Origin of the sequence: Corallococcus llansteffanensis (genome assembly GCF_003612055.1) — a bacterium.
GTDB classification, from domain to species: Bacteria; Myxococcota; Myxococcia; order Myxococcales; family Myxococcaceae; genus Corallococcus; species Corallococcus llansteffanensis.
The window spans coordinates 1-22515 of sequence record NZ_RAWB01000090.1; the positions used below are offsets into that span (position 1 = coordinate 1).

Here is a 22515-nt window from a genome sequence, read left to right on the forward strand (position 1 = left end):
CCGCACGCCCCACCCCGCCGCCCGTCCTCGCCGCCATCGACGTGGGCACCAACGCCGTGCGCCTGGAGCTGGCCCGCCCCGACGCCGATGGCTCGCTCGAGACCCTCCACCAGGAGCGCGACCCCATCCGCCCCGGCGAGGGCGTCTTCACCACCGGCGAGATGCCCCCGGAGACCGCCGACCGCCTCCTGTCCACCCTGCGCCGCTACGCTGCCCTCTGCCGCCGTCACAAGGCCCAGGTGCGCGCCGTCGCCACCAGCGCCCTGCGCGAGGCCCGCAACCGCCAGGACATCGTGCGCCGCGTGCACGAGGAGGCCGGCCTGGAGCTGGAGGTCGTCAGCGGCAAGGAGGAGGCCCGCCTCATCTGCCTGGGCGTGCTGCACCGCAAGCCCGCCAACGCCCGCTCGCTCCTCATCGACATCGGCGGGGGCAGCACCGAGGTCGCCATCGCCACCGGCGAGAGGCCCGACGAGCTGTGGAGCCTCACGCTGGGCTCGGTGCGGCTCACGGAGGTGTTCGACACCTCGCGCGCCGTGACGCCCAAGCAGCTGCGCCTCATGCGCGGCTTCGTCAACGAGGTGCTCCACAAGACCCTGCCCGAAGAGCTCCCCGCGCTGCCCCGCATCGCGCTGGGCTCGTCCGGCACCATCCAGGCCGTGGCGGGCTACGCCGTGGGCGAGAACGGCGGCAACGCCAACGTGCGCCAGCTCACCCAGGCGGTGGAGACGCTGGCCGCGATGCCGCCGGAGCGCCGCCGCAAGCGCTTCGACCCGCGCCGCGCGGACATCATCGTCTCCGGCGCCGTCATCCTGGAGGGCGTCGCCCGCCACCTGGGCGTGGAGTCCGTCAGCGTCGTCAACCGCGGCCTGCGCGACGGCCTGCTGGTGGACCTGCTCTACCGCCAGGACGAGACGCGCGACGACCACAGCCTCGCGGACGCGGCGCTCGCCATCGGCCAGCGCTTCTTCTTCGACGAGAAGCACGCCCGCCAGGTGGCCCGCCTGTCCCTGGCCCTGTTCGACGGGCTGGCCTCGCTGCACCAGCTGCCCCTGTCCGTGCGCCCCCACCTGGAGGTCGCCGCGCTGCTGCACGACATCGGCACCGCGGTCAGCCACGAGCGCCACCACCGGCACACGTACTACCTCATCCACAACGCGGACATCCCCGGCCTCGCGGACCGCGAGCGCGAGCTCATCGCGCGCGTCGCCCGCTACCACCGGCGCTCCCAGCCGGAGCTGTCCCACTCCGGCATGGCGGGCCTCACCCCGTCCGAAGCGCGGCGCGTGCGCAAGCTGGCCACGCTGCTGCGCCTGGCGAACGCGCTGGACCACAGCCACCACCAGCCCATCCGCGAGTTCAAGGTGACGCACGGGCGCGACATCGTCACGCTGCACCTGCACGCCCGCCAGCCGCTGGACCTGGAGCTGTGGAACGCGGAGCGCGAGGTCGTCGCCTTCCGCAAGGTCTTCGGCAAGCGGCTCGCCTTCCAGGTCCACTCGGTCGGGCGCTAGGGCCACTGCCTCCCCGTCTGCTCACCAGCAAGGGGAGCAGTGACAGCTTTGCCCCGCCGCACCGCCATGACCAGCGTCCAGGGATACGTGTCCGCGCGCACCGCGCCGTGGACCGTTTCGTCTTTCAAGGCCCTGGCGGGGCAAGGAGCGCATCATGAAGGCTGTCGTATTCCATGGGATTGGGGACATCCGGCTGGATGACGTCGCGGAGCCGAAGCTGAAGGAGCCCACCGACGCCGTCATCCGGCTGACCGCCAGCGCCATCTGCGGCACCGACCTGCACATGATCCGCGGCACCATGCCCGGCATGAAGCCCGGCACCGTCTTGGGCCACGAAGGCGTAGGCATCATCGAGGAGCTCGGCGACGACGTGCGCAACTTCAACGTCGGTGACCGCGTGGTCATCTGCTCCACCATCGCGTGCGGCAACTGCTCCTACTGCCGCGCCGGCTATTACGCCCAGTGCAACGACGCCAACCCCAACGGCCCCGCCGCGGGCACGGCCTTCTTCGGCGGCCCGGCGATGACGGGCCCCTTCAACGGGCTCCAGGCGGAGAAGGCGCGCATCCCGTTCGCGAACGTCACGATGGTGAAGGTGCCCGACGGCGTCACCGACGACCAGGCCATCCTCGTCTCCGACATCTTCCCTACGGGCTACTTCGGCGCGGAGATGGCGGAGATCAAACCCGGTGACACCGTGGCGGTGTTCGGCTGCGGCCCGGTGGGCCTGTTCGCCATCGTGAGCGCGAAGCTGCTGGGCGCGGGCCGCGTGTTCGCCATCGACTGCCACGAGGACCGGCTCAACCTGGCGCGGAGCCAGGGCGCGGAGGTCATCAACTTCGAGGAGGAGGATCCGGTGGAGACGCTCAAGCGCTTCACCGGAGGCATCGGCGTGGACCGCGCCATCGACGCGGTGGGCGTGGACGCCATGCACGCGCACCATGGCCCCGCCGCCAAGAAGGCCAAGGCGGAGGCGCCCGAGTTCAAGCGCGAGGTGGCGCAGGTCGCCCCCAAGACGAAGCCGGACGGCGACAACTGGGTGCCCGGTGACGGGCCGTCGCAGGCCGCGCAGTGGGCCGTGCAGGCGCTGGCCAAGGCGGGCACGCTGTCCATCATCGGCGTGTACCCGCAGACGATGAACGCGTTCCCCATTGGCGACGCGATGAACAAGAACCTCACCCTGCGCATGGGCAACTGCAACCACCGCAAGTACGTCCCGCGCCTGCTGGAGCTGGTGCGCGCCGGGACGGTGGACCCCACCGCCATCCTCAGCCACGTGAAGACCATGGAATCGGCCATCGACGCGTACCGCAACTTCGACCTGCGCAAGCCGGGCTGGGTGAAGGTGGAGCTGGAGCCGGGCGCCACCGTCCAATGACAGCTCACGCATCCAGCAGCAGGCACGTGTCGCCGAACTCGTGCCCCAGGTAGCCCAGGGCCTCCGCGTGCGCCGCCGCCCGCTGCAGGAGCGGCAGCGGCGCGAAGGCCTGGAGCAGGGCATGGTGGCTGCTCCCCGGCTCATGCACGCCGGTGAGCAGCCCATGCACCACCCGGGGCACGTAGCCGGGCCCGAGCAGCAGGTCCGTCACGTCCTCGCCCGGCACCAGGCGCCCTCCGTGCTGCGTCGCGCGTCCTTCCAGCGCCCGCACCACGGTCGTTCCCACCGCCACCACGCGCCCGCCCCGGGCCCGCGTCTCCTCCACCCACGCCACCGTGGCCGCGGGGATGTCCGAGCGCTCCGGCCGGGGCAGCGCCGCATCCAGCGCCGCGTCGCCCGTGGAGGAGAGCCCCGCCGCATGGGTGAGCGACGCCCACCGCACGCCGCGCGCCTTCAACCGCTGGAACACGGACGCCGTGAGGGGCAGGCCCGCGGACGGCATCTCCGCGGCCCACGGGCGCGCGGCGTAGAGCGTCTGCACGTGCCACAGCGCCAGCGGCCCCGCCGTGTACGCGTACTGCACCGGCCGCCCCGCTTGATAGAGCGCCTGCCAGAGCGCCGCGCCGCTCAAATCGAAGGCGACGCGCAGCAGCCGGGGCGACGGGGGCAGCACCTCCACCACCCGCGCCGTGAGGCCTCCCACCTCCAGTCGCGCGCCCACGGGCAGCTCCGGCGGAGGGGGCCGGTCCTCGGTGCGGCGGCGCCAGTCGCCCGCGCCGAAGAGCACCGCCGTCCAGGTGTCGTCCGGTTCGTGGGCCAGCAGGCGCAACTCGATGGCGGCGCCCGCGCCGGTGCGGCCCGCGAGCGAGCCGGGCAGCGTGGCCGCGTCGTTGAGCACCAGCAGGTCTCCCTCGCGCAGGAGCGTGGGCAGGTCGGAGGCGACGCTGTCCGTGAAGCGGCCCGCGCGGGGCTCCACGTGCAGCAGCCTCGCCGCGTCGGGGTGTTCGCGGGGCCAGCGGGCGGCGTTCATGCGGCCTCCCACTTCGCGGCCTCGAACCGCTGCCCCGAGGCGGTGTCGCGAGCCTCCACCAGCGCGAGGATGCGAGAGGCCACGTCCTCTGGCCTCGCCAGCGTCGCGGGGTCCGCGTCCGGGATCGCGTCGCTGTGCATGCGGGTGTCCATGTCCCCGGGGTCCACCGTCAGCAGGCGCACGCCGCTGCCCTCCAGCTCCGCGGCCCAGATGCGCGTCAGGTGTTCCAGCGCCGCCTTCGACACGCTGTACGCGCCCCAGCGGGGATAGGCGGACACCGCCGCGTCGGAGGTGACGTTGAGCACCAGGCCCCGCCCGCGCAGCACCATGCTGCCTGCCACCGCCTTGCTGAGCCGGAAGGGGCCCAGCAGGTTGACTTCCAGCACCTGCGACACGTCCTCGCAGGCGGTGTCCAACAGGAGCGGCAGCGGCGTGGGCCCGAGGATGCTCGCGTTGTTGACCAGCACGTCCAGCGGCCCCACCAGCGCGGTGGCCGCGCCCACCAGCGGGTAGATGGCCTGCTTGTCCCCCACGTCGAAGGCCAGCGCATGCACCGGCAGGCCCTGCGCCTGGAGCGGCTTCACCGCCGCGTCCAGCGCCTTCGCGTCGCGCGCCACGCCCACCACCCGGGCGCCCCTGCGCGCGAAGCCCTCCATCAGCGCCCGGCCCAACCCCCGGCTCGCTCCCGTCACCAGCACTGCTTGATGCTTCAGGTCCATGGCTTGCTCCTCCGTTGGGAGGAGCAATAGCGGAAGCGCTCCCATCGGATGGCATCGCCGCCAATGGGTTGGCAGAATGCCAGCGCATGAGCGACGAGGACCTTCCAGGCAGGCTGGCGCGCAACCTGCGGACGCTGCGGGAGACACGCGGGGCCACGCAGGTGCAGCTCGCGAAGCTGGCGGGCGTGCCCCGGGCCACCTGGGCGCACCTGGAGTCCGGCGCGGCCAACCCCACCCTCTCCGTGCTGCACCGGGTGGCGGGGGCGCTCCAGGTCTCGCTGGAGGAGCTGCTGGCCCGGCCCAAGGCGAGCGCCCGGCACTACCCTCGCCAAAGCCTCCTGGTGCGTCAGCGTGGCGCGGCCCTGCTGCGCAAGCTCCTGCCTGACCCGCTGCCCGGCATGGAGTTCGACCGGCTGGAGCTACCGGCCCGCGCGCGCATCACCGGCGTGCCCCACACGCCCGGCACCCGCGAGTACCTCGCCTGTGAGTCCGGCACGCTCGCGCTGATTGCCAGCGGCGAGCGCTTCGTGCTCGAAGTGGGCGACGTCGTCGTCTTCCGGGGCGACCAGAAGCACTCCTATGAGAACCCGGGGACGCGCACGGCGGTGGGCTACTCCGTCGTGCTGCTCACCCCGTCGGTCTGACGCGGTTCCGGGCAGCCTACGCGCCGCCGCCCTGCCAGATGAGCATCCCCATCACGCCCACGTCGCGCGCTCCGTCCGCATGGAGCCGCCACGGCACCGCCACGCCCAACTCCAGCGACTTCACCGGATGCGCCAGCAGGCCCGGCGCCAGGAGCACCGTGGAGGTGCCGTCCTCGTCGCGCCAAGCGGCCTCCACCGTGGGCCGCAGCGGTCCCAACTCCAGCACCGCGCCGGCCGCGAGGTCCGGATGCAGCTCGCCGCCCAGGCCGCGCACCCCGGGCAGCTCCTCCGCCTTGAGCTGGAGGTTGAAGCCCAGCGGCCCCACGTCCTGGTAGGCCAGCAGGTACGGCTCGAAACCCGGACGGAAGCGGTCGTCCACGTCATCGCGCGTGGCCAGCAGGTCCATGCCCAGGCTGAGCGTGAAGCCATGCCGTCCGTCGTTGATCAACGCCCAGCCCACGCCCGCCTCGGCGCTGTCGAGCCCGCGCGGATCCTCCGGCGTCGTCAGCGCCACCTCCGCCTCCAATTGCACGCGGTCGCTGAGGCCGTACTCGGTGGCGACGGGCAGCTCGAAGCGAGACTCGCCCTGCTGCCGCGTCCACTCCAGCCCGGTGCCCAGCTGCAACTCATGACGCTGCTGGGGTGCGGCCCCGTTCCCCAGGAAGAACTCCTGCACCCGGCCCTCCACCCCCTCCTCTGCGAGCGCGGGGACCGACAAGAGGCCGAGGACTCCCACCGCGACGAGCTTCCGAGCGTCCGCCATTCCCCCAGGGTGACCACAGCCCTAGGGCTCCGGGGCCCCCCTGCCACGGGAGCGGGAGCCTGGCTGCCCGGCTGCTGGGAGTTGGGAGGAAACGAGCAGGCGCTCGGAGTGGAGGCTTGCGCCACCCGGGGTGAGGGTGACAGGAGACCCGGGCACTTCTCTCAAGGGACCGCCATGCCTTCTGGAACGAAACCCGCTCCTGCCTCCGCGCGACGCGCCGTGCTCCTGCTGTCCCTGGGACTGGCGGCCTGCGGCAGCAAGGAGGTGCGCCCCGGCGACAACGACAACGACCCCGACACCACCGCGTCGGACATCTGCGCCACGGGCCTGCCCGGGACCGACCCGGCCAGCGGGACGTGCGCGCCGGTGCGCCTGCAGTGCGACCAGGACCTGGGCGGCTTCCGGACGGACCGCTACGTCTGGCGCGACCACGACTGCCGCCTGCGCTCGGTGTCGCTGGTGCGCAACGACGCGGCGGATCCGGCGGGCTGGAATGGCGGCTACATCCGCCGCTACACCTACGAGGCCGCCGGGGCCCAGCGCACCTGCGACGGCCAGAACCCGCAGGTGCCCGGCTGGGGCATGGTGACCAGCCACCTCAAGGACGGCCAGCCATGGGGAGCGTGGACGCAGGACGCGCGCGGCACCGGGCGCACCGTCTTCAAGGGCGCCCACCATGCGCTGCACGAGCTGAAGTGGCCGCTGTCGCTGGACGGCCACGTGGTGCAGGTGACGGTGCAGTACCTCTTCGCCACCGGCCGCGACCACCCGCTCTACGCCATCACCCATGACTCCTCCGGCTTCCCCGCGGACCGGATTGAAGCCGACGTGCGCTCGCCCTACGGCGACCTGGGCTTCGACGGCAACGCCAACGCGAACATCGCCGGCCTGGGCTGGGGCGACCGCTACCGCTTCGTCACGCTGAACTCGCCGGTGACGATGGCCACCGGCTGGGACTACCGCGAGCCCAACATCGTCCCCTACACGCGCATGTGGACCGCCGCGCCCGACGCGGAGATGGGCGCGGTGCAGACCCAGACGTGGCAGCAGAAGCCCGCGGGCGGCTACTGGCTGTATCCCGAGTGGGGCACGCGCCACGAGGCCGGCCCCATGCCCGCGGACTACAACTGGCCCTACCAGCTCAACCAGTACGAGCTGCCCTTCGTCACCAACTCCCACCGGCTCGCGTGGGGCAGCAACTTCGGCGCGGTGGGCATGAGGCAGTACCCGCGTCTGGGCGATGACGGCGTGATGCTCTCCGGCTACCCGTACCAGAGCTACTCCGTCTTCATGGTGCTGGGCACGCACGCGTCCAATCCGGTGCTGTCGCTCGCGTCGGAGGTGGAGGCGTGGCAGGGCGTGAAGCTCTCCGCCACCGAGGGCACCGTGCGCACGCGCGGCCCGGGCGGCGTGGGCCGCACGGACGAGGTGACCTACGACGTGGCCGGCTACAACCCCGTCCATGCGACGTGGGAAGCGAACGCCGCCTCCAACCGCGTGGCGCTGGCGTTCGACACCGCGGGGCGCACGCTCATGCACCCGATGCTGGTGGTGCACGACTACACCGCCGCGAGCGCGCCCGGTGCCGTCACGCTGAACGGACAGAAGCTCACCGCGGACACGGACTACTTCGCGTCGGTGGACGCCGCCGGCAAGGCGCTCTGGCTCACCCTCCAGCGCGACCTGAAGGGCGCCGTCACGCTGCGGGTGGAGTGACCGCCGGACGCGAGGACAGGCCCCCTGCGCACGAGGTGCGAGGGGCCCGTCCCGCTCGAGCGGTTCATGACATCAGCGACGGGCGCGTCAGCGCGCGGAGCCGCTGCCGCCGAAGGCCTGCGGGGTCTGCGAGCGCAGCCGCTCCCACTGGGCGCGGGCGTCCTGCTCCGTGCGCCGCTGCTCGTCCACGCGGCGGCGCGAGTCCTCCACCTCCCGCTTGGCGTCAGCAATGGCGGACAGGAACTCCGACTCGGACATGTCCTTGGCGCGCACGTCGCCGGACCGCTCCAGGGCCTTGTACTGGGCCTGGTTCAGCTCCGCGTCCGCCACCTTCAGCTCGGCATCGCGCAGGCCCTTCTCCGCCTTGAGCGTGTCCGTCTTGCGCAGATGCCAGGCCACCTCGGCCTCGGCCGCGGCGCGTCCCGCCGCGGCGCCCTGGAGCCTCGTCTGCGCCTGGGCGATGGGGCCCGACTGGCCGGTAGCCTCCGCGGCCTTCACGGCCGCCTGCTCCGCCTCCATGCGACTCCGAGCGGCATCCCCGTTGCGGCGGGAGACGTCCGCGGCGCGCTCCGCGTCACGCACGGCCACCTCGGCCCGCGTCACGTTGTCAGCGGCCTTGGTGCGGGCCTGCTGCGCCTCACGCACCTCCCCCAGCTGATCCTCGGGGACCCGCGCCATCATCTTGTCGTCCACCCGGGCGGCCTTCGAACTTCCGCAGCCGGCGAGGAACACCATCGAGGCCCCCATCGCCAGCCCCGCCACCCAATGACGCTTCATCCTGTTCTGGATCATGATTTGGCTCTCCCGTACGAACATGACTGTTGGGCAACGTAGGCACTCTTCGGCCGGAGGGCAGGCACCGCAGGCGCTCCGGCTGGCACCGCCCCCTCTGAAAATGCCCCTTGAAAATAAATCTGCCTGGGGGGCAGGCAGGCTTTGTCCTTTCTTCATGTCCCAACCTGGCGGGCGAGCGTGTCTCAACGGCGCGCGGTCGATGCGCCACCAGGGAGGGAATATGAAGCGAGCCGGCTGGAGAGTCGTGTTGGGAATGGGCTTTGCGCTGCTGGGCGCGGCCTGTCAGCCCGGGGAGGGCACCGGGCCGGACGGCGAGCTCGGAGAGGAGTCCGTGAAGCTGCGCATCTCGCTGCAGGGGGATGCGTGCGGCGTCGTGAGCGCGGACGCGACCGTGTCCGCCTCGGACTTCCCGCCCATCGGGCCCAAGGCCCTCTCCGTGGGGAACGGCTACATCGAGGGCATCATCAACAACGTCCCCCGCGGGGAGGAGCGTTCGGTGTCAGTGCAGGCCTACAACGCCGCGGGGCGCGCGGTGTACGCCGGCGCCTCCTTCGTGGACGTGTACGCGGGGTCCGTCGCGTACACGCGGATCCTGCTGAAACGGAACCCGTACGCCTGCCCGGGCACGGAGGGAACCGGGGAGATCTACATCATCGGTGTGTTGGAGGGCAGCACCGGCGAGGTCGACGCAGGAACGGTGGACGCCGGCTCCGCGTTCGATGCCGGTCCGGGTCCCCGCTGGGATGCGGGCCCTGTCCTCGGTTGGGACGCGGGCTAGGCGCCCCGGCCGTAGAACCAGGCGGTGAGGGCGAGGCGGGTGGCGTGCGAGGGAAGCACCTCGTGCTCCAGCCGCTCGCTGAGGAACACCACGAGCCGGTCCAGCACCGGCGCCACGTCCACCGGAGCACCGGTGTCCTCGGGATGGAGGCGCAGCATGCCGCCGTCCTGGGGCGTCCAGCCGGCATTGGCATACCAGATGGCGGTGAGCCGCCGGTTGGACTGACCCGGGAACGCGTCGCGGTGCCGCGCGTAGTGCGCGCCGCCCCCGGGGTAGCAGGCGAGCTGCACGTCGAAGCGCCCCAGGCCCAGGTACGCGGCCGAAGACACCGCGTCGCCCAGCTCACGGAAGTGGTGCCACAGGGTCTCCAGCGCGGCGTCCGCGCCGGGCAGCACCCATTCGATGTGGTCACCGCGCACGGAGGTGTCGAGCGAGTGGTCCGCGCCGCGCCGGATGCCTGCGGGCCGGAGCACGCCTGCCTCCACCCGGGCCAGCGCCGCGTCCCGCACCGCGAGGGCCCGAGGTTCGCCGAGGAAGGCGTCGCGCAGGAAGTATCCGTGCGTGCCCAGGGCCTCCACCTCCGCGTCCGTCAGGTCCATCCCATCTCCGAGCCTCCAGCGCCCGCCAGGTGCGCAGGCGACACGCTGCCCCAGGACGCCGGTGCAAAGGAAGCGGGTAGACTGCCGGGCCATGGCGAACCTCTCGCGAGTCCTCTCCGTCCTCGCCGCCGCCGCGCTCGGCGCGCTGGTCGCATGGGTGCTGCTGCGCCCGGCCGCTCAGAAGTTGCCGGACAGCGCCGCGGTGGTGGAGCAGATGCGGGAGGTGGCGAGGTTGGAGACGCTGGACGTCGCCCTCTACAAGAAGGTCGTGTTCACGCCGGAGCCGGCGGCCACCGATGCCCTGTGGAAGGACGTGCTGCTCTGGGCGAGCTACACGCTGAAGAACCCGCACGGGCGCGCCATCGTGTTCGCGGACGCGCACCTGGGCTTCGACTTCCAGCGCTTCGACGCAAGCCACCTGCACGCCGCGGGCACGCGGGTGGACGTGCTCCTGCCGCCCCTGGTGGTGACGGTGGCGCTGCGGCCAGGGGAGACGGAGATCATCGACTCCAACCTGGACAGCGCGCAGACGGCGCAGCTCCTGGAGAAGGCCCGCCTCGCCTTCGAGCGCGAGGTCCGGCAGGACACGCGGCTGCAGGACAAGGCGCGCCAGTCCGCGGAGCGCTCGCTGCGGGGACTGCTGCTCACGCTCGGCTTCCGCGAGGTGCGCTTCGTGGACACGCTGCCCCTGGGAAGCGCGGGCTGATTCCGGGCGAGATTTCGGCTCCCTCGAAACCGGTTATCGGGGATCCGCCCAATATTCCTCCAGCGGGATAATGAGTAGATATCCCCTGGTGGGGATATTCTGGCAATATCCCCTGGGCGGGATATTTTTCGGTTATCCGCCTGGAGGAATAATGATCACTTTTTCCGCCCAAACCCCCGCACAGCTTGGCGCCGTCCTCCGCGGCTATCGCCGGGCGCGGGGGCTGACACAGGACCAGTTGGCGACCCGCCTGGGTCTTACCCAGAAGGCGATCTCGCACGCGGAGACCTATCCGGACCGGCTCGGTGTGGATCGCCTGTTCCAGATCCTCGCAGGTCTGAATGTCGAGTTCGTACTCCGCGATAGAACCCCACAGAAGACGCAGTCGGAGTGGTAGGGCATGGCACGACCTTCGAAGACGCGTGCACTTGACGTGTGGATGAATGGCGAGCGCGTGGGCCGATGGACGGTTGACATGGGCGAGCATCGCTTCAACTACCTTGAGGAGTGGATCCAATCGCCCCGCGCCCGCCCCCTGTCGCTGTCGATGCCGCTGCGCCCCTCGGATGAGCCCTACAGGACGAAGGTCGTACAACCCTTCTTCGACAACCTGCTTCCGGACAGCGACGAAATCCGGCGGCGGATGATGACCCGCTTCGGCGTCTCGTCGACATCGCCCTTCGACCTGCTTGAAGAGGCCGGTCGTGACTGCGTTGGCGCAGTCCAACTCCTCCGACCGGACGCTCTACCTCCAGACGTCCGTCTCATCCAAGGCCGTCCGATCACCGACGCAGGGGTCGGGCAGATCCTCACTCGCGTGCGCACGCCCACAATGGGTGCACAGGACGATGACGACTTCCGGATCTCCCTGGCCGGCGCCCAGGAGAAGACCGCACTTCTCTGGCACGACAACAAATGGTGGGTGCCGGAGGGCACCACGCCCACCACGCACATCTTCAAGCTCCCGATGGCCGCATCCGACCCTTTCGGGATTGATCTCTCCGCCTCGGTCGAGAACGAATGGCTCTGCGCGCAGGTCCTACGCCACTATGGCGTGCAATGCGCACCATGCGAGATCAGGGCCTTCGCCGGGCAGCAAGTCCTTGTCGTGGAACGCTTTGATCGTCGTCTGGCCAGCGATGGCTCCTGGCTCATACGCCTGCCGCAAGAAGACTTCTGCCAGGTGACGGGAACCCCTCCGGGAATGAAGTACGAACAAAATGGGGGTCCTGGCATCCGCAAGATCCTTGAAATACTCCTTGGGTCGAGCAATGCCCTTGAGGATCGCTACGACTTCCTCCGGACGCAGTTCCTCTTCTGGTTGTTGTGCGCGATCGATGGTCACGCCAAGAACTTCAGTGTCTTCATCGAAGCGGGAGGACACTTCCGGTTGACGCCCAGGTACGACGTTCTCTCCGCCTACCCCTTTCTTGGGCGGAAACGAAATCAGCTCTCGCCACACAAGGTGAAGATGGCGATGGCTGTCTTCGGCGCCAACCGGCACTACAAATGGAAGGAGATTCGCATGGCCCACTGGCTCGACACTGCTCGCCAGTGTGGGCTTGAGGAATCCGCTCGCCAGATCTTTGAAGAGGTCATCGAGAAGACTCCTCAAGTCATCGAACAGGTGCGCGCTTTGCTTCCACGCGACTTCCCAGACACCGTCAGCGAACCGATCCTGGAGGGACTGCGCAAGGCAGCCAATGCAGCGAAGACAGGGCTGCGATAACGTCATCCCTCCGCGCCCGAATCCCCGTCTGGCGGTAACGGCGAACACCTGCTTGGCTGCTGCGAACGGTCTTGAGCCGTGAATCAGGTACCCGCGCGAGCGCTGACCTTCCAGCAGGCAGCGGTGTAGCGGACTTCCGCTCCGTGCACGTAGGGCTCGAAGGCGGCACGGACCGTTTCGATGACCTGCGCGCGGGTTCGGACGTCCGCCTCTTGAAGAAGCAGACCGACGGGACCGAGCCGGGTCAGATAACGGACCAGCTCCTTCTCGGGCAGGGTGCAGACGACATCGATGGGCTGGAGCTCGATGTCTGCCCAGCCACTCTCCTCCAGGAGGGAGGAGACCCGGCCCCGGTCCGCGAAGGCGAACTGCCCCGGCGCATCAGGCCGGCGGGCGGGGAGGTTCGGCAGGAGCGGTGCCGCGGCGCGCTCGGCGGTCGTCATGAACGGGTTCTCCGCGGCACTCCGCCACGCGATGAACTGGAGCCCGGCGTCGGGGCTCGCGGCACGCCGCAGGTTCGCGAAAGCCCGGACAGGGTCGTCGAAGAACATGACGCCGAAGCGGGAGACGATGAGGTCGAAGCTCGCGGGCTCGAACGCATGGCCCTGCGCGTTGGCGCGGATGAAGCTTGCCGGCGTGCCTTCCCGTTCGGCGCGGGCCCGGGCGGCGGCGATCATCGGCTCCGAGATGTCGATGCCGACGCAGTGGCCCTTCGCCCCAAGCCGCCGCGCGACGGCGAGCGTGGTGCTGCCGGTGCCGCAGCCGACGTCGAGCACCCGGGCCGCCGAGCCAACGGAGACCGCTTCGACGAGCAGGTCCTCGAACGGTGTGAACATCGCGTCGAGCAACGCCTGCGAGTCGACCCAGGCGCGTCCGGCGGGGCCGTTCCAAAGCCTCGTCTGCGCGTCATCGGTCTGGTGCGTGTCATCCATGATTGGCTCCCTCGACTGACTTGCCTTCAAGCAGTGGAAACAGCACTGTGGCACTTCAAGTCGACTTGAGGTCAAGCGGATGGGAGACCTGGACATCACCGAGGTGGCGAAGCGGTCGGGGGTTCCCGCCTCGACGCTGCGGTTCTATGAGGAGAAGGGGCTGATCACCTCCATCGGCAGGCGGGGCCTGCGCCGTCTGTTCGAGCCTGGCGTGCTGGAACGGCTGGCGCTCATCGCACTGGGGCGCGACGCTGGCTTCTCGCTCGATGAGATCGCGCGCATGTTCGCGTCAGACGGGCGACCGCGCATCGACCGGCAGATGCTCGCGGACAAGGCGGAGGAGCTGGACAAGACGCTCCGCAAGCTCAGCGCCATGCGCGACGGCCTCCGCCACGCCGCGGCCTGTTCCGCGCCGAGCCACATGGAATGCCCCACCTTCCGCCGCCTCCTGCGGGCCGCCGCGTCTGGAGCGCTGGGAGCGCGAAGGAAGAGGGCTCCTCGTCCGACGTAGCACCCAGGGAGTCCGCGCTGGCCGTCAGGACGGCGCCTGGCGGAGCGACTCACCGTCCAGCAGGAACAGTCCGGGGACCCCGTCCGGTGCATGTCCCAGCGCGGTGAGCACCTGCACCGAGCCCGCGTCCGACGCCCGGCACAGCAGCGCCACCTCGCGGCGGCCCAGGCTCACGCGCAGGAGCCCGCCGCCCGTGGCGGCATCGAGCCACCGACGCTGGGCCTTCGTGAGCAGCCGCGCCCCATCGTGTCCATCCCCGCCCGTCACGGCCCACACGCCGGAGAACGCCTCCGCCAGCCGCACCTCGCCCTGGTCGATGACGACGGGCCGCACGTCGGCGGGATGCGCTTCCAGGTTGCGCCACGCCGCCGCGTCCACGGCTTCGAGCGTGAGCCCTGACTCCCCCAGCGCGCTGGCGGGCAGGTAGCGCACGAACTCCGCGTCCTCCAGCACGTAGAAGACTTCCAGCCCCGCCGGGCCCGGCCGGTACAGCGCGCCCTGGGTTCCCGCCACGAACCCCGCCGGCCGCAGCACGGGCCGCAGTGAATCCAACGCCACGCCCGTCGGGCCCACGCCCGAGGACAGTCCGCCCAGCCGCGCCGCCAGCGCTTCCGCGTGCGCGGTGAGCCCCTGGGCCCCGGGGGCCTCGCGGTACGCGGCATACAGCGAGCCCACGTCCACGCGGCCCACGCCGCCGGAGGCCAGCTTCACCAGCAGGTCCTTGCCCTGGCGTCGGAAGGCCACGCCCGCGCGGCCCAGCGCGGCGGTGAGCGCGGCGGTGAACTCCGGGCGCAGCACCTGCTCCTCGACCACCGGAGGCGGGGGCAGGTCCGCGGCCTCCAGCTCCGCGCGCAGCAGCTTCGCCTCCGCGTCGAAGGGGTCCCGCGCCACGGCCTCGGCCACGTAGGCGCGGGCGCGCGCGGCCTCGCCCTGTCGCAGCGCGAGCACGGCGAGCACCTTGAGGGCCTCCGGGTCACCGGGGCTCAGGACCAGCGCCTCGCGCAGCTCGCCTTCCGCGTCGCGGTGCCGCTCCAGGCCCAGCAGCGTGCGCGCGAGCCCCAGGCGCACCTGGAGGTCCTCCGGGAAGTCGCGTCGCAGGGCCTGCATCAGCGGCAGGGCTTCACGCTCGGCGTCGGCGTTGACCAGGGCATGCGCCACGGTGAGGCGCAGCGTGGGGCCGGGGCTCGACGCGGCCTCCGCGCGCAGCGCGTCCAGCTCCGCGTCGCTGAGCACGTCTCCCGCCTCCACCTTGCGGCGCAGGCGCTCCAGTTCCGACAGGGGCATCACGCGCGGGGACTCTAGAATGCATCTCCGTCCCTGTCGTAGGCCCTGTCGGACCTGTCCCCGATGGGACACCGGGGCCATGAGAGGCGGGGCTCGCCCCCAGCGTCGGCTCAGCCTTTCGACTTGTAGACCTGGGGCCGGAAGATCTCCATGAACCGGTCAGGCGCCTGCAAGGGCGTGAAGCCGAACTTCGCGTAGAGCCCGTGCGCATCCCGGGTCGCGAGGACGAAGCGACGAACCTTCGCCAGGGACGGATGCTCCGCGACGGCCTCCACCAACCACGTCCCCAGTCCCTGCCCGTGGTACTCCTCCAGGACATAGACATCACAAAGATAGGCGAAGGTCGCATGGTCCGTGATGACCCGCGCGAACCCCACCTGACGATCCTCGTCGAAGAGGCCGAAGCACAGCGACCGCTGGAGCGAGCGCGCGACGAGGTCCTTGGAGATTCCCTCGGCCCAGTACGAACGGGTGAGGGAGGCGTGTATCGACTGCGCATCCAGTTGCTTGGGATCGGTCGTCACCTTGAATCGCCCGCGGCGGCGCTCGTGGAACACCGCGAGCCCCGCATCGTGCGCGCGAAGGGAGAGCCACCGGCCAACGATTTCCCGCGCCAGACATTCTCCCGCGTCCAGCACCTGGAGTTCCGTGTCGAGGTGGACCTTGATGGCACTCAAGTCCATGCAGGCGATGAGCATCGTGTCCGCCCCCGCCAACGCGGCCCGCTCGACCAGGGAAGCCCAGCCCGAGCGGAACACGGCCGCGTCCCTGGAGCCCCGGGTCGAACCGATCAACTGGTCGACCTGGCCCTGCCAGTCCAGGTCGACCACCCGCTTTCCCATCCGACGGAGGCCCTCCTGGTAGATGCCGGACTCCACCGTGGGTCGTGCCGCGATGAGCGCGATTGACCGCGACGTGTCGGGAAGGGAATCGACTGTCAGACGGACCATGTTCAACAGCGGTACATCGATGCTGGTCGCCAGGCTGGAATGGTAGACGTGGGCGGTATTGCAGGGAATCGCGATGAAGTCAGCCCCAGTCCGCGCCACGTCCTGGAGCCCCTCGCGCAGGGTCGCCTCCATCGCGGCGTGGTCCGTCGGCCGGTCCGGGTAGAAGGGCGCCGGCAATGAGCAGATCATCATCTTCGGAAAGTCGATGTCGTTCGTCGCCCCGTACTGACGCTGGCATTCCGTGAGCACCAGCTCAATGAAGGGAGCCGTGGACCGCGGGCCCATCCCTGCGAGTATCCCAATCGTTGGCTGCGGCATCCGGCACTTCCTTTCGCAAACACACGCACCACAACAGGATAGCGGAGTAGCGGACCCCCTGGACAAGATCCAGACGGTTGGCGGAAGTGCTGTTCGGGTTGCCGCGCCGTTCGCTCGCGCAGGCGCCCCGAACGGACGCCATGGGGGTGCTCAGCGACTGTCGGGAGCGTCCAGCCCCTCGGCGGGCGCTTCCTCTCCCCGGGTCTGCGCGAGGAACTCGTCCAGCGCGCCCACGTCGATGGGCTTGCGGAACACCGCGTCCACCAACGCGAGGCTCGCGCGGTTCTGCCCGCGCACGTCCATGCCGGTGACGATGGCCAGCAAGGCCTGGGGCGTGCGCTGCCGCAGCTCGCGCGCCAGCTCCCAGCCGGTCATCTCCGGCATCACCGCGTCCAGGAGCGCGGCGTCGAAGGGGTGCTTCTCCCAGATGCGCAGCGCCAGCTCCGGGCTGTGCGCCACCTGCACGTCGTAGCCCTCCTCGCCCAGGACCTCGGCCATCATCCGCGCGTTGTCCAGGTCGTCGTCCACCACCAGCACCCGGCGCGCGGGCCGGGTCAGGTGCGGCACGCCTCCCGGCGCCATCCGCACCGGCTCGTTGGCGGCGCTGTCGCTGACCGCGGTGTCGCTGAAGCGCGGCAGCCGCACGACGAAGCTCGCGCCCGGGCCGTCCCGCCGGTTCTCCACCGTGAGCTCTCCGCCCCAGCGCTGGACCTGCGTGCGCGCCACCGCCAGGAACAGCGAGAACTGGGGCGCGCCCGGGTCGCGGCGCAGCGGATCAAACAAGCGCGCCAGCTCCTCCACCGCGTAGGGCGAGCCGCCGTCCTCCAGCGTCAACGTCAGCCATCCCTCCCCTTCCGGACGGGTGCGGACCCGGAGCGTTCCGCCCCCTTCCATCCGGTCCCGCGCCGACAGCAGCAGGTTGACGATGAGCTCGCGGAAGAAGCCCGCGTCCGCCTTCACGCCCCAGGGGAAGCCCAGGTCCAGCTCCGTGTGCACGGGGTGCTCGCGCTGCTCCAGCTCGCCTCGCGCCAGCTCCAGCGCCTCGCGCACCGTCTGGTCCACCGGCACGTTGGCCAGCCGCTCCTCGGTGCGCTGCACGCCGAACTCCTGCAGCCGCGCGACCAGCTCGCCAATCTGGCGCACCGTCTTGTCCAGCGCCTCCACGTGCTCGGGTTTGTATTCGCGTTGCAGCAGCGTGATGCGCAGCCGCAGCACGTTGAGGAAGTTGTTGAGCGCGTGCGCGGCGCCGCTCGCCAGTTGCCCCAGCGCCTGCTGCCGCGTGCGTCGCAGCAGCTGTCCCTGGAGCCTGCGCACCTCGCCATGGGCGTTCTCCAGCGCCTTGGTCTTCACGGCCGCTTCGGTCCGGTCGCTGAAGGTCTGGATGACGCCGGCGAGGACGTGGTCCTCCTCCCACACCGGCGTGGCGCTCATCTCCAGCGTGGCGTCGGTGCCGCCGGGGCGCTCCACCACCATCATCACGCCGCGCACCGGGCCCTTCTCGCGCAGCGCGCGCAGGAACGGCATGTCCTGCACGCGGAAGGGCTCGCCTGTCGGGTGCCGGGCGTTGACCTGCGTCAGCACGGGCGCCAGCGAGCTGGCGGCGCGCGCACCCACCACCGCGCGCATGGGCACGCCCATCAGGCGGCTCACCGGCGGCGAGGCGAAGGACACCATGCCGTCCGTCTCCGCGAGGAGGATGCCCACCTCCACGTGGTTGAGCACCGACTCCATCACCGCGGCCTCGCGGAAGCGGACCTCCTCCGTCTTGAGGACGCGCGCGTAGGAGGCCTGCGCGGACGCGTCCGCCTCCCACACCAGCTCCGACACCAGCTCGGCGACGTCCGCGTCGATGAAGCCCCCGTTGCGGCGCGCGTAGACGTAGAGCAGCACCTCCTCGAGCGACTTGAACTCGCGCGTCAGGTCCTCGGGTTCGAAGTTCTGGTCGTAGCGGTACGCCCCGTGCGAGCGCACCACCTCCGGCCACAGCCGCACGGCGTCCTCGCCCCGGTCGCGGAGCAGGCGGGCAAGCTCGTCCAGCAGGTGGTGCAGGGGCGCGCGCAGGTCGCGGCCGGGGACCTCCACTTCATAGGTCTCCGCCCGCAGGCGCTTGGCCCACAGGCGGGTGATGCGCTCGCCCTCGTCGGAGAGCAGGCCCGACAGTGCGGTGATGGCGGTATCGGAAGGCACGCTCAAGGGCGGACGATGCGCACTCCCCCTGCTCGCAGCCACCCGGCCCCCCCGGTGGGCGCGCGCGCGAGTGTCCACCCCCGCACACCGCCAGGCCCGTGACGGAGCACGAGGGCCTGGCTGGCGGGAGGCCCTGGCTGATGGCGCGGGTCATCCCCACCTTCCCTGGCACGGATGAGTGTGAAAGAGCGCAGGCCGAATGATCTGGAGCAGCCCCTGGTCTCCCAGCAGGCCATGGCGCAGCTGTTCCGTGGGGAGCTGAGCCGCTCGGACACGTGGCGCACGCGCCTGGACACGACGACGAACTGGGCGCTGACCACGACGGCGGCGGTCATCTCCTTCGGCTTCGCGACGCCGGAGAGCTCGCACGTGACGTTCCTGGTGGGCATCTGGATGGTGGTGTCGTTCCTGCTCATCGAGGCGCGCCGCTACCGCTACTACGACCTGTGGAACCGCCGGGTGCGCCTGCTGGAGGACGGCTGGTGGGCGCCGATGCTGCGGCGGGAGCCGGTGGATCCGGATGCCCTGCGGGAGCTGGCGGTGGAGATGTCGCGGCCGCAGATCCAGCTGTCGCTGGGGTCGGCCATCGCGACGCGGCTCAACCGCGCGTATGGACCCATCCTCATCGTCCTGCTCGTGACGTGGTTCTTCAAGGTCTACAGCCACCCGCGTCCGCCCCGGGACTTCAGCGACTTCACGGAGCGGGCCCACGTGGCGTGGATCCCCGGCCCGCTGGTGATGGGGGCGCTGCTGCTGCTCACGGTGGGGGCGGCCTACTTCTTCACCGCGTCCTTCTTCATCCGGGCGCCGCTGGGAGAGCTGCGCACGCGCCCCCGGGGCCGCCGGGCCGCGATGTGGGAGACCTTCTACCGGCCCTACGCCATCCAGCGCCGCAAGCGCCCGCGCCGCACGGCGACGGCGGGCAACCGCCCCACGACGCCCCGCCCAACGACCCCGTTCGACCACTGAGCGGAAGGTCCCAACGCGGTCCAGGCGCCCCGGAGGTCACGGAGGGTGCGGGTCCGGAGGGGCTCCTCCTCGCACCCCCGGGAGGCGGGGGAGCGGGCCGCCCGGGCTGATGGCGACCATGCCTCCCTGTTGAAACGGGGCCGCTTTCGTCCTTCCGGCCCCTGCGGATTTGTGGTGTGAACCGCCCCCATGGCGAACACGCGCACTGTGACGGTCATCAACGGCGACGGCATCGGTCCCGAAGTTTCTGCGGCCACCATTCGCGTCCTCGAAGCCCTCAAGGTCCCGCTGGAGTTCGAGTTCAAGGACGCCGGCACCGAGGTCGTGGCCAAGTTCGGCACCAACCTCCCCCACGAGACCGTGGAAGCGGTCCTCAAGAGCGGCGTCGCCCTCAAGGGCCCCACCGGCACCGTCGTCGGCGGCGGCCTGCCGTCCGCGAACGTGGGCCTGCGCAAGCGGCTGGACCTGTACTCGTCCCTGCGCCCGGTGAAGAGCGTCCCCAACGTCAAGACGCGCTACGAGAACGTCGACCTGGTCGTCGTGCGCGAGAACACCGAGGACCTCTACGTCGGCCTGGAACACATCATCGTGCCGGGCGTCGTGGAGGCGCTGAAGATCATCACGGAGAAGGCCTCCACGCGCATCGCGCGCTTCGCCTTCGAGTTCGCCAAGAAGAACGGCCGCAAGAAGGTGTCCGCCATCCACAAGGCGAACATCATGAAGCTGTCGGACGGCCTCTTCCTGGACTGCTGCCGCAAGGTCGGCCGCGAGTTCCCGGAGATCCAGTACGACGAGGTCATCGTCGACAACCTCTGCATGCAGCTCGTCAAGGACCCGACCCGGTTCGACGTGCTGGTGACGGAGAACCTGTACGGCGACATCGTCAGCGACCTGTGCGCGGGCCTCGTGGGCGGCCTGGGCATGGTGCCGGGCGCCAACATCGGCGAGCGCACCGCCGTCTTCGAGGCCGTGCACGGCACCGCCCCGGACATCGCGGGCAAGGGCATCGCCAACCCCACCGCGCTGATGATGTCCGCGGTGATGATGCTGGAGTGGCTGGACATGAAGGACGAAGCCCGCCGCATGCAGACCGCCATCCAGAAGGTCTACGGCGGTGACGCGAAGGTGCGCACCGGCGACCTGGGCGGCAGCGCCACCACGCGCGAGTTCACCGACGCCATCATCGCCGCGCTGTAGTCCCGCGCGAGAGCGAGCGCGGCCTTCAGCCGACGATGACCTTGCGAACCCCCCGCGCTTCCAGGAGCGCGGGGAGCCGCTCGCGCTGGTCTCCCTGCAACACCAGCGCGTCCTCCTCCACGACGCCGCCGCAGCCCAGGCCGCCCTTCAGCGCCTTGAGCCAGGTGTCGAGCTGCGAGGCCGGCAGCCCCAGCTGCTCCACCACCGTCACCTCCTTGCCGCCCCGCCCCTTGCGCTCCATGCGCACGACGGCGCGCGCGGGCCCCCTGGGTTCGGGCTTCGCGCGGGGCTCCGGCGGAGGCGGCCCCGCGGGCAGGGCCTCCCGCTGCGCGGACAGGGCGGCGAAGGGGTTGTTGAAGGGCCCCGGCGCAGGCGGGGACTCGGCCTTCTTGTCGCGCTTGCCCATGGCGTGGGGCCCTCTTGCTACGGGTGGGCGTGGCCCTCATGGCCGCCACCGGACGGCATGGTCATCGCCGGCGGCAGGACGGCGAAGGCGGGGTGGTTGGCGTTGCCCCGGGCCAGCACCAGCGCGTAGATGAGCGGCGCGGACGGCGGCACTTCGCGGCCGTTCACCAGCACGAGCGGCGTGCCCTGGATGTTGTACTTCAGCGCGTACTCGACGTCCTGGCGCAGCTTGCCCACGGTCTCCGGCGCGGACATGCACGACTCCAGCTGCGGGCGCGCCACGGAGCCGGAGCTGGCGATCTCCATCACCTTGTCGGTGTCCAGGAAGGCCTGCGCGGCGAACAGCTTCTCGCGCAGCTCCCAGAAGTCCTTCGCGCCCTCCAGGCACACCATGGCCCGGGCCGCGTCACAGCGCACGCTGGGCGCGTCCGGGCCGCGCCGGGGGATGGCCGGGTTGCACGCGCCATCCAGCGGGAACTGCCGCGCCTCCACGGACAGCGAACCCTGGGGCGCGTGCTGCTTGATGAGCGCCAGCTCCTCCACCAGCGCCTTGCAGTGGGGGCACTTGCTGTCGGTCCACTCCAGCACCTTCACCGGCGCCTCCACCGGACCGAAGAGCCGGCGCGCGGGGAAGGCGGCCAGCTTCGGCGTGCCGGCGCGGTACATCGCGAGCGCGTTCGACAGGAACTGGTGCTGCTCGCGGGGCAGGCTCGCGATGAAGGCATCCAGCGTGGCTGGCGGCGGGGGCGCGGGCGGCACGTTGGGGGTCGAGTCCCCCGCCGGCTGCGACGACGTCGCCACCGGAGGCGGCAGGAAGGCGCCGGCCTTCGGCGCGTGCGGGGTGCTGCGGCCGGGCATCAGCATGGCGACGAAGGCGACGGCCGCGATGCCCACCGTCCACTTGAGCGTGTCGCCCCACTCGCCCGCCTGGGGCAGCAGCGGTCCGGGCAGGCCCCGCCACGCGACGGCGGCGAAGGCGAGCACCAGCACGTAGGTGCCCAGACAGGTGGGACACACCACGCCCACCCGGGCGCTGGCGGCGGCGAAGACGGCCACGGAGACCACGCCCGCGAGCGCCAGCAGGCGCAAGCCGCTGGCGGCCGGACGCACGGAGCGCTTCGCCTGGGCCCACGCGAGGTACAGCGCGGAGAGGCCCACCGCGGTGAGCCCCCACACGAGGCCCAGGCCGGCGATGGGGATGCCCAGCGTGTCGTGCACGGCGCTGGCGAAGTCCGAATTCCACACGGTCTCGCAGTTGACGTGCTCGTTGATGCCGCAGCTGGTGGCACCGCCCGCGCGCAGCGTGAGCAGTTCCATCCACTGGTAGACGGCGAGCCCGCTCGTGGCGATTCCCAACAGCAGCAGCGCGAGTGCGCCACGGGTGGGAACGGGGG

Annotated in this window: 22 protein-coding genes; 11 read left to right on the plus strand and 11 right to left on the minus strand. The window is 70.8% G+C overall.

Translation table 11 applies throughout. The annotated features are described in order from the left end of the window. On the plus strand, nt 1–1511 hold a 1511-nt coding region (locus tag D7V93_RS11235; RefSeq protein ID WP_244237237.1), incomplete at its 5' end, for a Ppx/GppA phosphatase family protein. 154 nt (nt 1512–1665) lie between these two features. After that, entirely contained in the window at nt 1666–2889 is a 1224-nt protein-coding gene (locus D7V93_RS11240) for a zinc-dependent alcohol dehydrogenase (protein WP_120643399.1), read from the plus strand. Between the two features lie 4 nt (nt 2890–2893). Here D7V93_RS11240 and D7V93_RS11245 read toward each other — a convergent pair whose 3' ends face one another. Beyond that, complete coding sequence (locus D7V93_RS11245) at nt 2894–3919, minus strand: S-adenosylmethionine:tRNA ribosyltransferase-isomerase (protein WP_120643419.1); 1026 nt, start codon at nt 3917–3919, stop codon at nt 2894–2896. Further along, nucleotides 3916–4638 carry an SDR family NAD(P)-dependent oxidoreductase gene (locus D7V93_RS11250; RefSeq protein ID WP_120643400.1) on the minus strand — a complete coding sequence of 241 codons (723 nt, stop codon included), beginning with the start codon at nt 4636–4638 and terminating at the stop codon, nt 3916–3918. Before D7V93_RS11250 ends, D7V93_RS11245 begins: the two co-directional genes overlap by 4 nt. Nucleotides 4639–4724: 86 nt before the next feature. Between D7V93_RS11250 and D7V93_RS11255 the strand changes: the two genes are divergently transcribed. Continuing rightward, nucleotides 4725–5282 carry a helix-turn-helix domain-containing protein gene (locus tag D7V93_RS11255; protein ID WP_120643401.1) on the plus strand — a complete coding sequence of 186 codons (558 nt, stop codon included), beginning with the start codon at nt 4725–4727 and terminating at the stop codon, nt 5280–5282. 16 nt (nt 5283–5298) lie between these two features. Here the strand turns inward: D7V93_RS11255 and D7V93_RS11260 are convergent, their stop codons facing one another. Continuing rightward, nucleotides 5299–6045: a hypothetical protein gene (locus tag D7V93_RS11260; protein ID WP_120643402.1), complete on the minus strand. Its 747-nt coding sequence runs from the start codon at nt 6043–6045 to the stop codon at nt 5299–5301. 174 nt (nt 6046–6219) lie between these two features. Between D7V93_RS11260 and D7V93_RS11265 the strand changes: the two genes are divergently transcribed. Then, complete coding sequence (locus D7V93_RS11265) at nt 6220–7761, plus strand: hypothetical protein (protein ID WP_120643403.1); 1542 nt, start codon at nt 6220–6222, stop codon at nt 7759–7761. Nucleotides 7762–7848: 87 nt separating this feature from the next. Here the strand turns inward: D7V93_RS11265 and D7V93_RS11270 are convergent, their stop codons facing one another. After that, nucleotides 7849–8553: a hypothetical protein gene (locus D7V93_RS11270; RefSeq protein WP_120643404.1), complete on the minus strand. Its 705-nt coding sequence runs from the start codon at nt 8551–8553 to the stop codon at nt 7849–7851. 250 nt (nt 8554–8803) lie between these two features. Between D7V93_RS11270 and D7V93_RS11275 the strand changes: the two genes are divergently transcribed. Beyond that, on the plus strand, nt 8804–9334 hold the full coding sequence (locus D7V93_RS11275; RefSeq protein WP_147451133.1) for a hypothetical protein: 531 nt from the start codon (nt 8804–8806) through the stop codon (nt 9332–9334). Here D7V93_RS11275 and D7V93_RS11280 read toward each other — a convergent pair. Beyond that, a complete protein-coding gene (locus tag D7V93_RS11280; RefSeq protein WP_120643406.1) occupies nt 9331–9933 on the minus strand; it encodes a 2OG-Fe(II) oxygenase in 603 nt (200 codons plus the stop codon). The two genes, D7V93_RS11275 and D7V93_RS11280, sit on opposite strands and share 4 nt — an antisense overlap. 91 nt (nt 9934–10024) lie before the next feature. Between D7V93_RS11280 and D7V93_RS11285 the strand changes: the two genes are divergently transcribed. The 3 genes from D7V93_RS11285 to D7V93_RS11295 all read left to right on the plus strand — a co-directional run bounded on the left by D7V93_RS11285 (nt 10025) and on the right by D7V93_RS11295 (nt 12368). Next, a complete protein-coding gene (locus D7V93_RS11285) occupies nt 10025–10639 on the plus strand; it encodes a DUF4230 domain-containing protein (RefSeq protein WP_120643407.1) in 615 nt (204 codons plus the stop codon). 151 nt (nt 10640–10790) lie between these two features. Beyond that, complete coding sequence (locus tag D7V93_RS11290) at nt 10791–11036, plus strand: helix-turn-helix domain-containing protein (protein WP_158623707.1); 246 nt, start codon at nt 10791–10793, stop codon at nt 11034–11036. Between the two features lie 3 nt (nt 11037–11039). After that, entirely contained in the window at nt 11040–12368 is a 1329-nt protein-coding gene (locus D7V93_RS11295) for a type II toxin-antitoxin system HipA family toxin (protein WP_120643409.1), read from the plus strand. Nucleotides 12369–12451: 83 nt separating this feature from the next. Here the strand turns inward: D7V93_RS11295 and D7V93_RS11300 are convergent, their stop codons facing one another. Further along, nucleotides 12452–13300, minus strand: a complete 849-nt coding sequence (locus D7V93_RS11300) for a class I SAM-dependent methyltransferase (protein ID WP_120643410.1) — start codon at nt 13298–13300, stop codon at nt 12452–12454. A gap of 79 nt (nt 13301–13379) precedes the next feature. Here D7V93_RS11300 and D7V93_RS11305 point away from each other — a divergent pair, with 79 nt between their 5' ends. Beyond that, nucleotides 13380–13811, plus strand: coding sequence for a helix-turn-helix domain-containing protein (locus D7V93_RS11305; RefSeq protein WP_120643411.1), 432 nt, complete (start codon nt 13380–13382; stop codon nt 13809–13811). Between the two features lie 24 nt (nt 13812–13835). Here D7V93_RS11305 and D7V93_RS11310 read toward each other — a convergent pair whose 3' ends face one another. The 3 genes from D7V93_RS11310 to D7V93_RS11320 all read right to left on the minus strand — a co-directional run bounded on the left by D7V93_RS11310 (nt 13836) and on the right by D7V93_RS11320 (nt 18556). Then, nucleotides 13836–15095, minus strand: coding sequence for a tetratricopeptide repeat protein (locus tag D7V93_RS11310; protein ID WP_120643412.1), 1260 nt, complete (start codon nt 15093–15095; stop codon nt 13836–13838). A 110-nt stretch (nt 15096–15205) separates the two neighbouring features. Further along, nucleotides 15206–16330 (minus strand): GNAT family N-acetyltransferase, encoded by a 1125-nt coding sequence (locus tag D7V93_RS46550; RefSeq protein ID WP_158623708.1) that lies wholly within the window; start codon nt 16328–16330, stop codon nt 15206–15208. Nucleotides 16331–16513: 183 nt separating this feature from the next. Next, the gene (locus D7V93_RS11320; protein WP_372338311.1) at nt 16514–18556 is read right to left on the minus strand and encodes a hybrid sensor histidine kinase/response regulator; all 2043 of its coding nucleotides are present in this window, start codon (nt 18554–18556) and stop codon (nt 16514–16516) included. A gap of 168 nt (nt 18557–18724) precedes the next feature. Here D7V93_RS11320 and D7V93_RS11325 point away from each other — a divergent pair, with 168 nt between their 5' ends. Together D7V93_RS11325 and D7V93_RS11330 are read left to right on the plus strand one after the other, a co-directional pair. Beyond that, nucleotides 18725–19519 (plus strand): DUF2270 domain-containing protein, encoded by a 795-nt coding sequence (locus D7V93_RS11325; RefSeq protein ID WP_120643414.1) that lies wholly within the window; start codon nt 18725–18727, stop codon nt 19517–19519. A gap of 189 nt (nt 19520–19708) precedes the next feature. After that, nucleotides 19709–20716 carry an isocitrate/isopropylmalate dehydrogenase family protein gene (locus D7V93_RS11330; protein WP_120643415.1) on the plus strand — a complete coding sequence of 336 codons (1008 nt, stop codon included), beginning with the start codon at nt 19709–19711 and terminating at the stop codon, nt 20714–20716. A gap of 25 nt (nt 20717–20741) precedes the next feature. On the opposite strand, the gene D7V93_RS11335 is transcribed toward D7V93_RS11330, so the two are convergent. After that, nucleotides 20742–21122, minus strand: coding sequence for a translation initiation factor (locus D7V93_RS11335; protein ID WP_120643416.1), 381 nt, complete (start codon nt 21120–21122; stop codon nt 20742–20744). 17 nt (nt 21123–21139) lie between these two features. After that, nucleotides 21140–22515 (minus strand): vitamin K epoxide reductase family protein (locus D7V93_RS11340; RefSeq protein ID WP_244237238.1); only part of this gene is annotated, 1376 nt, incomplete at its 5' end.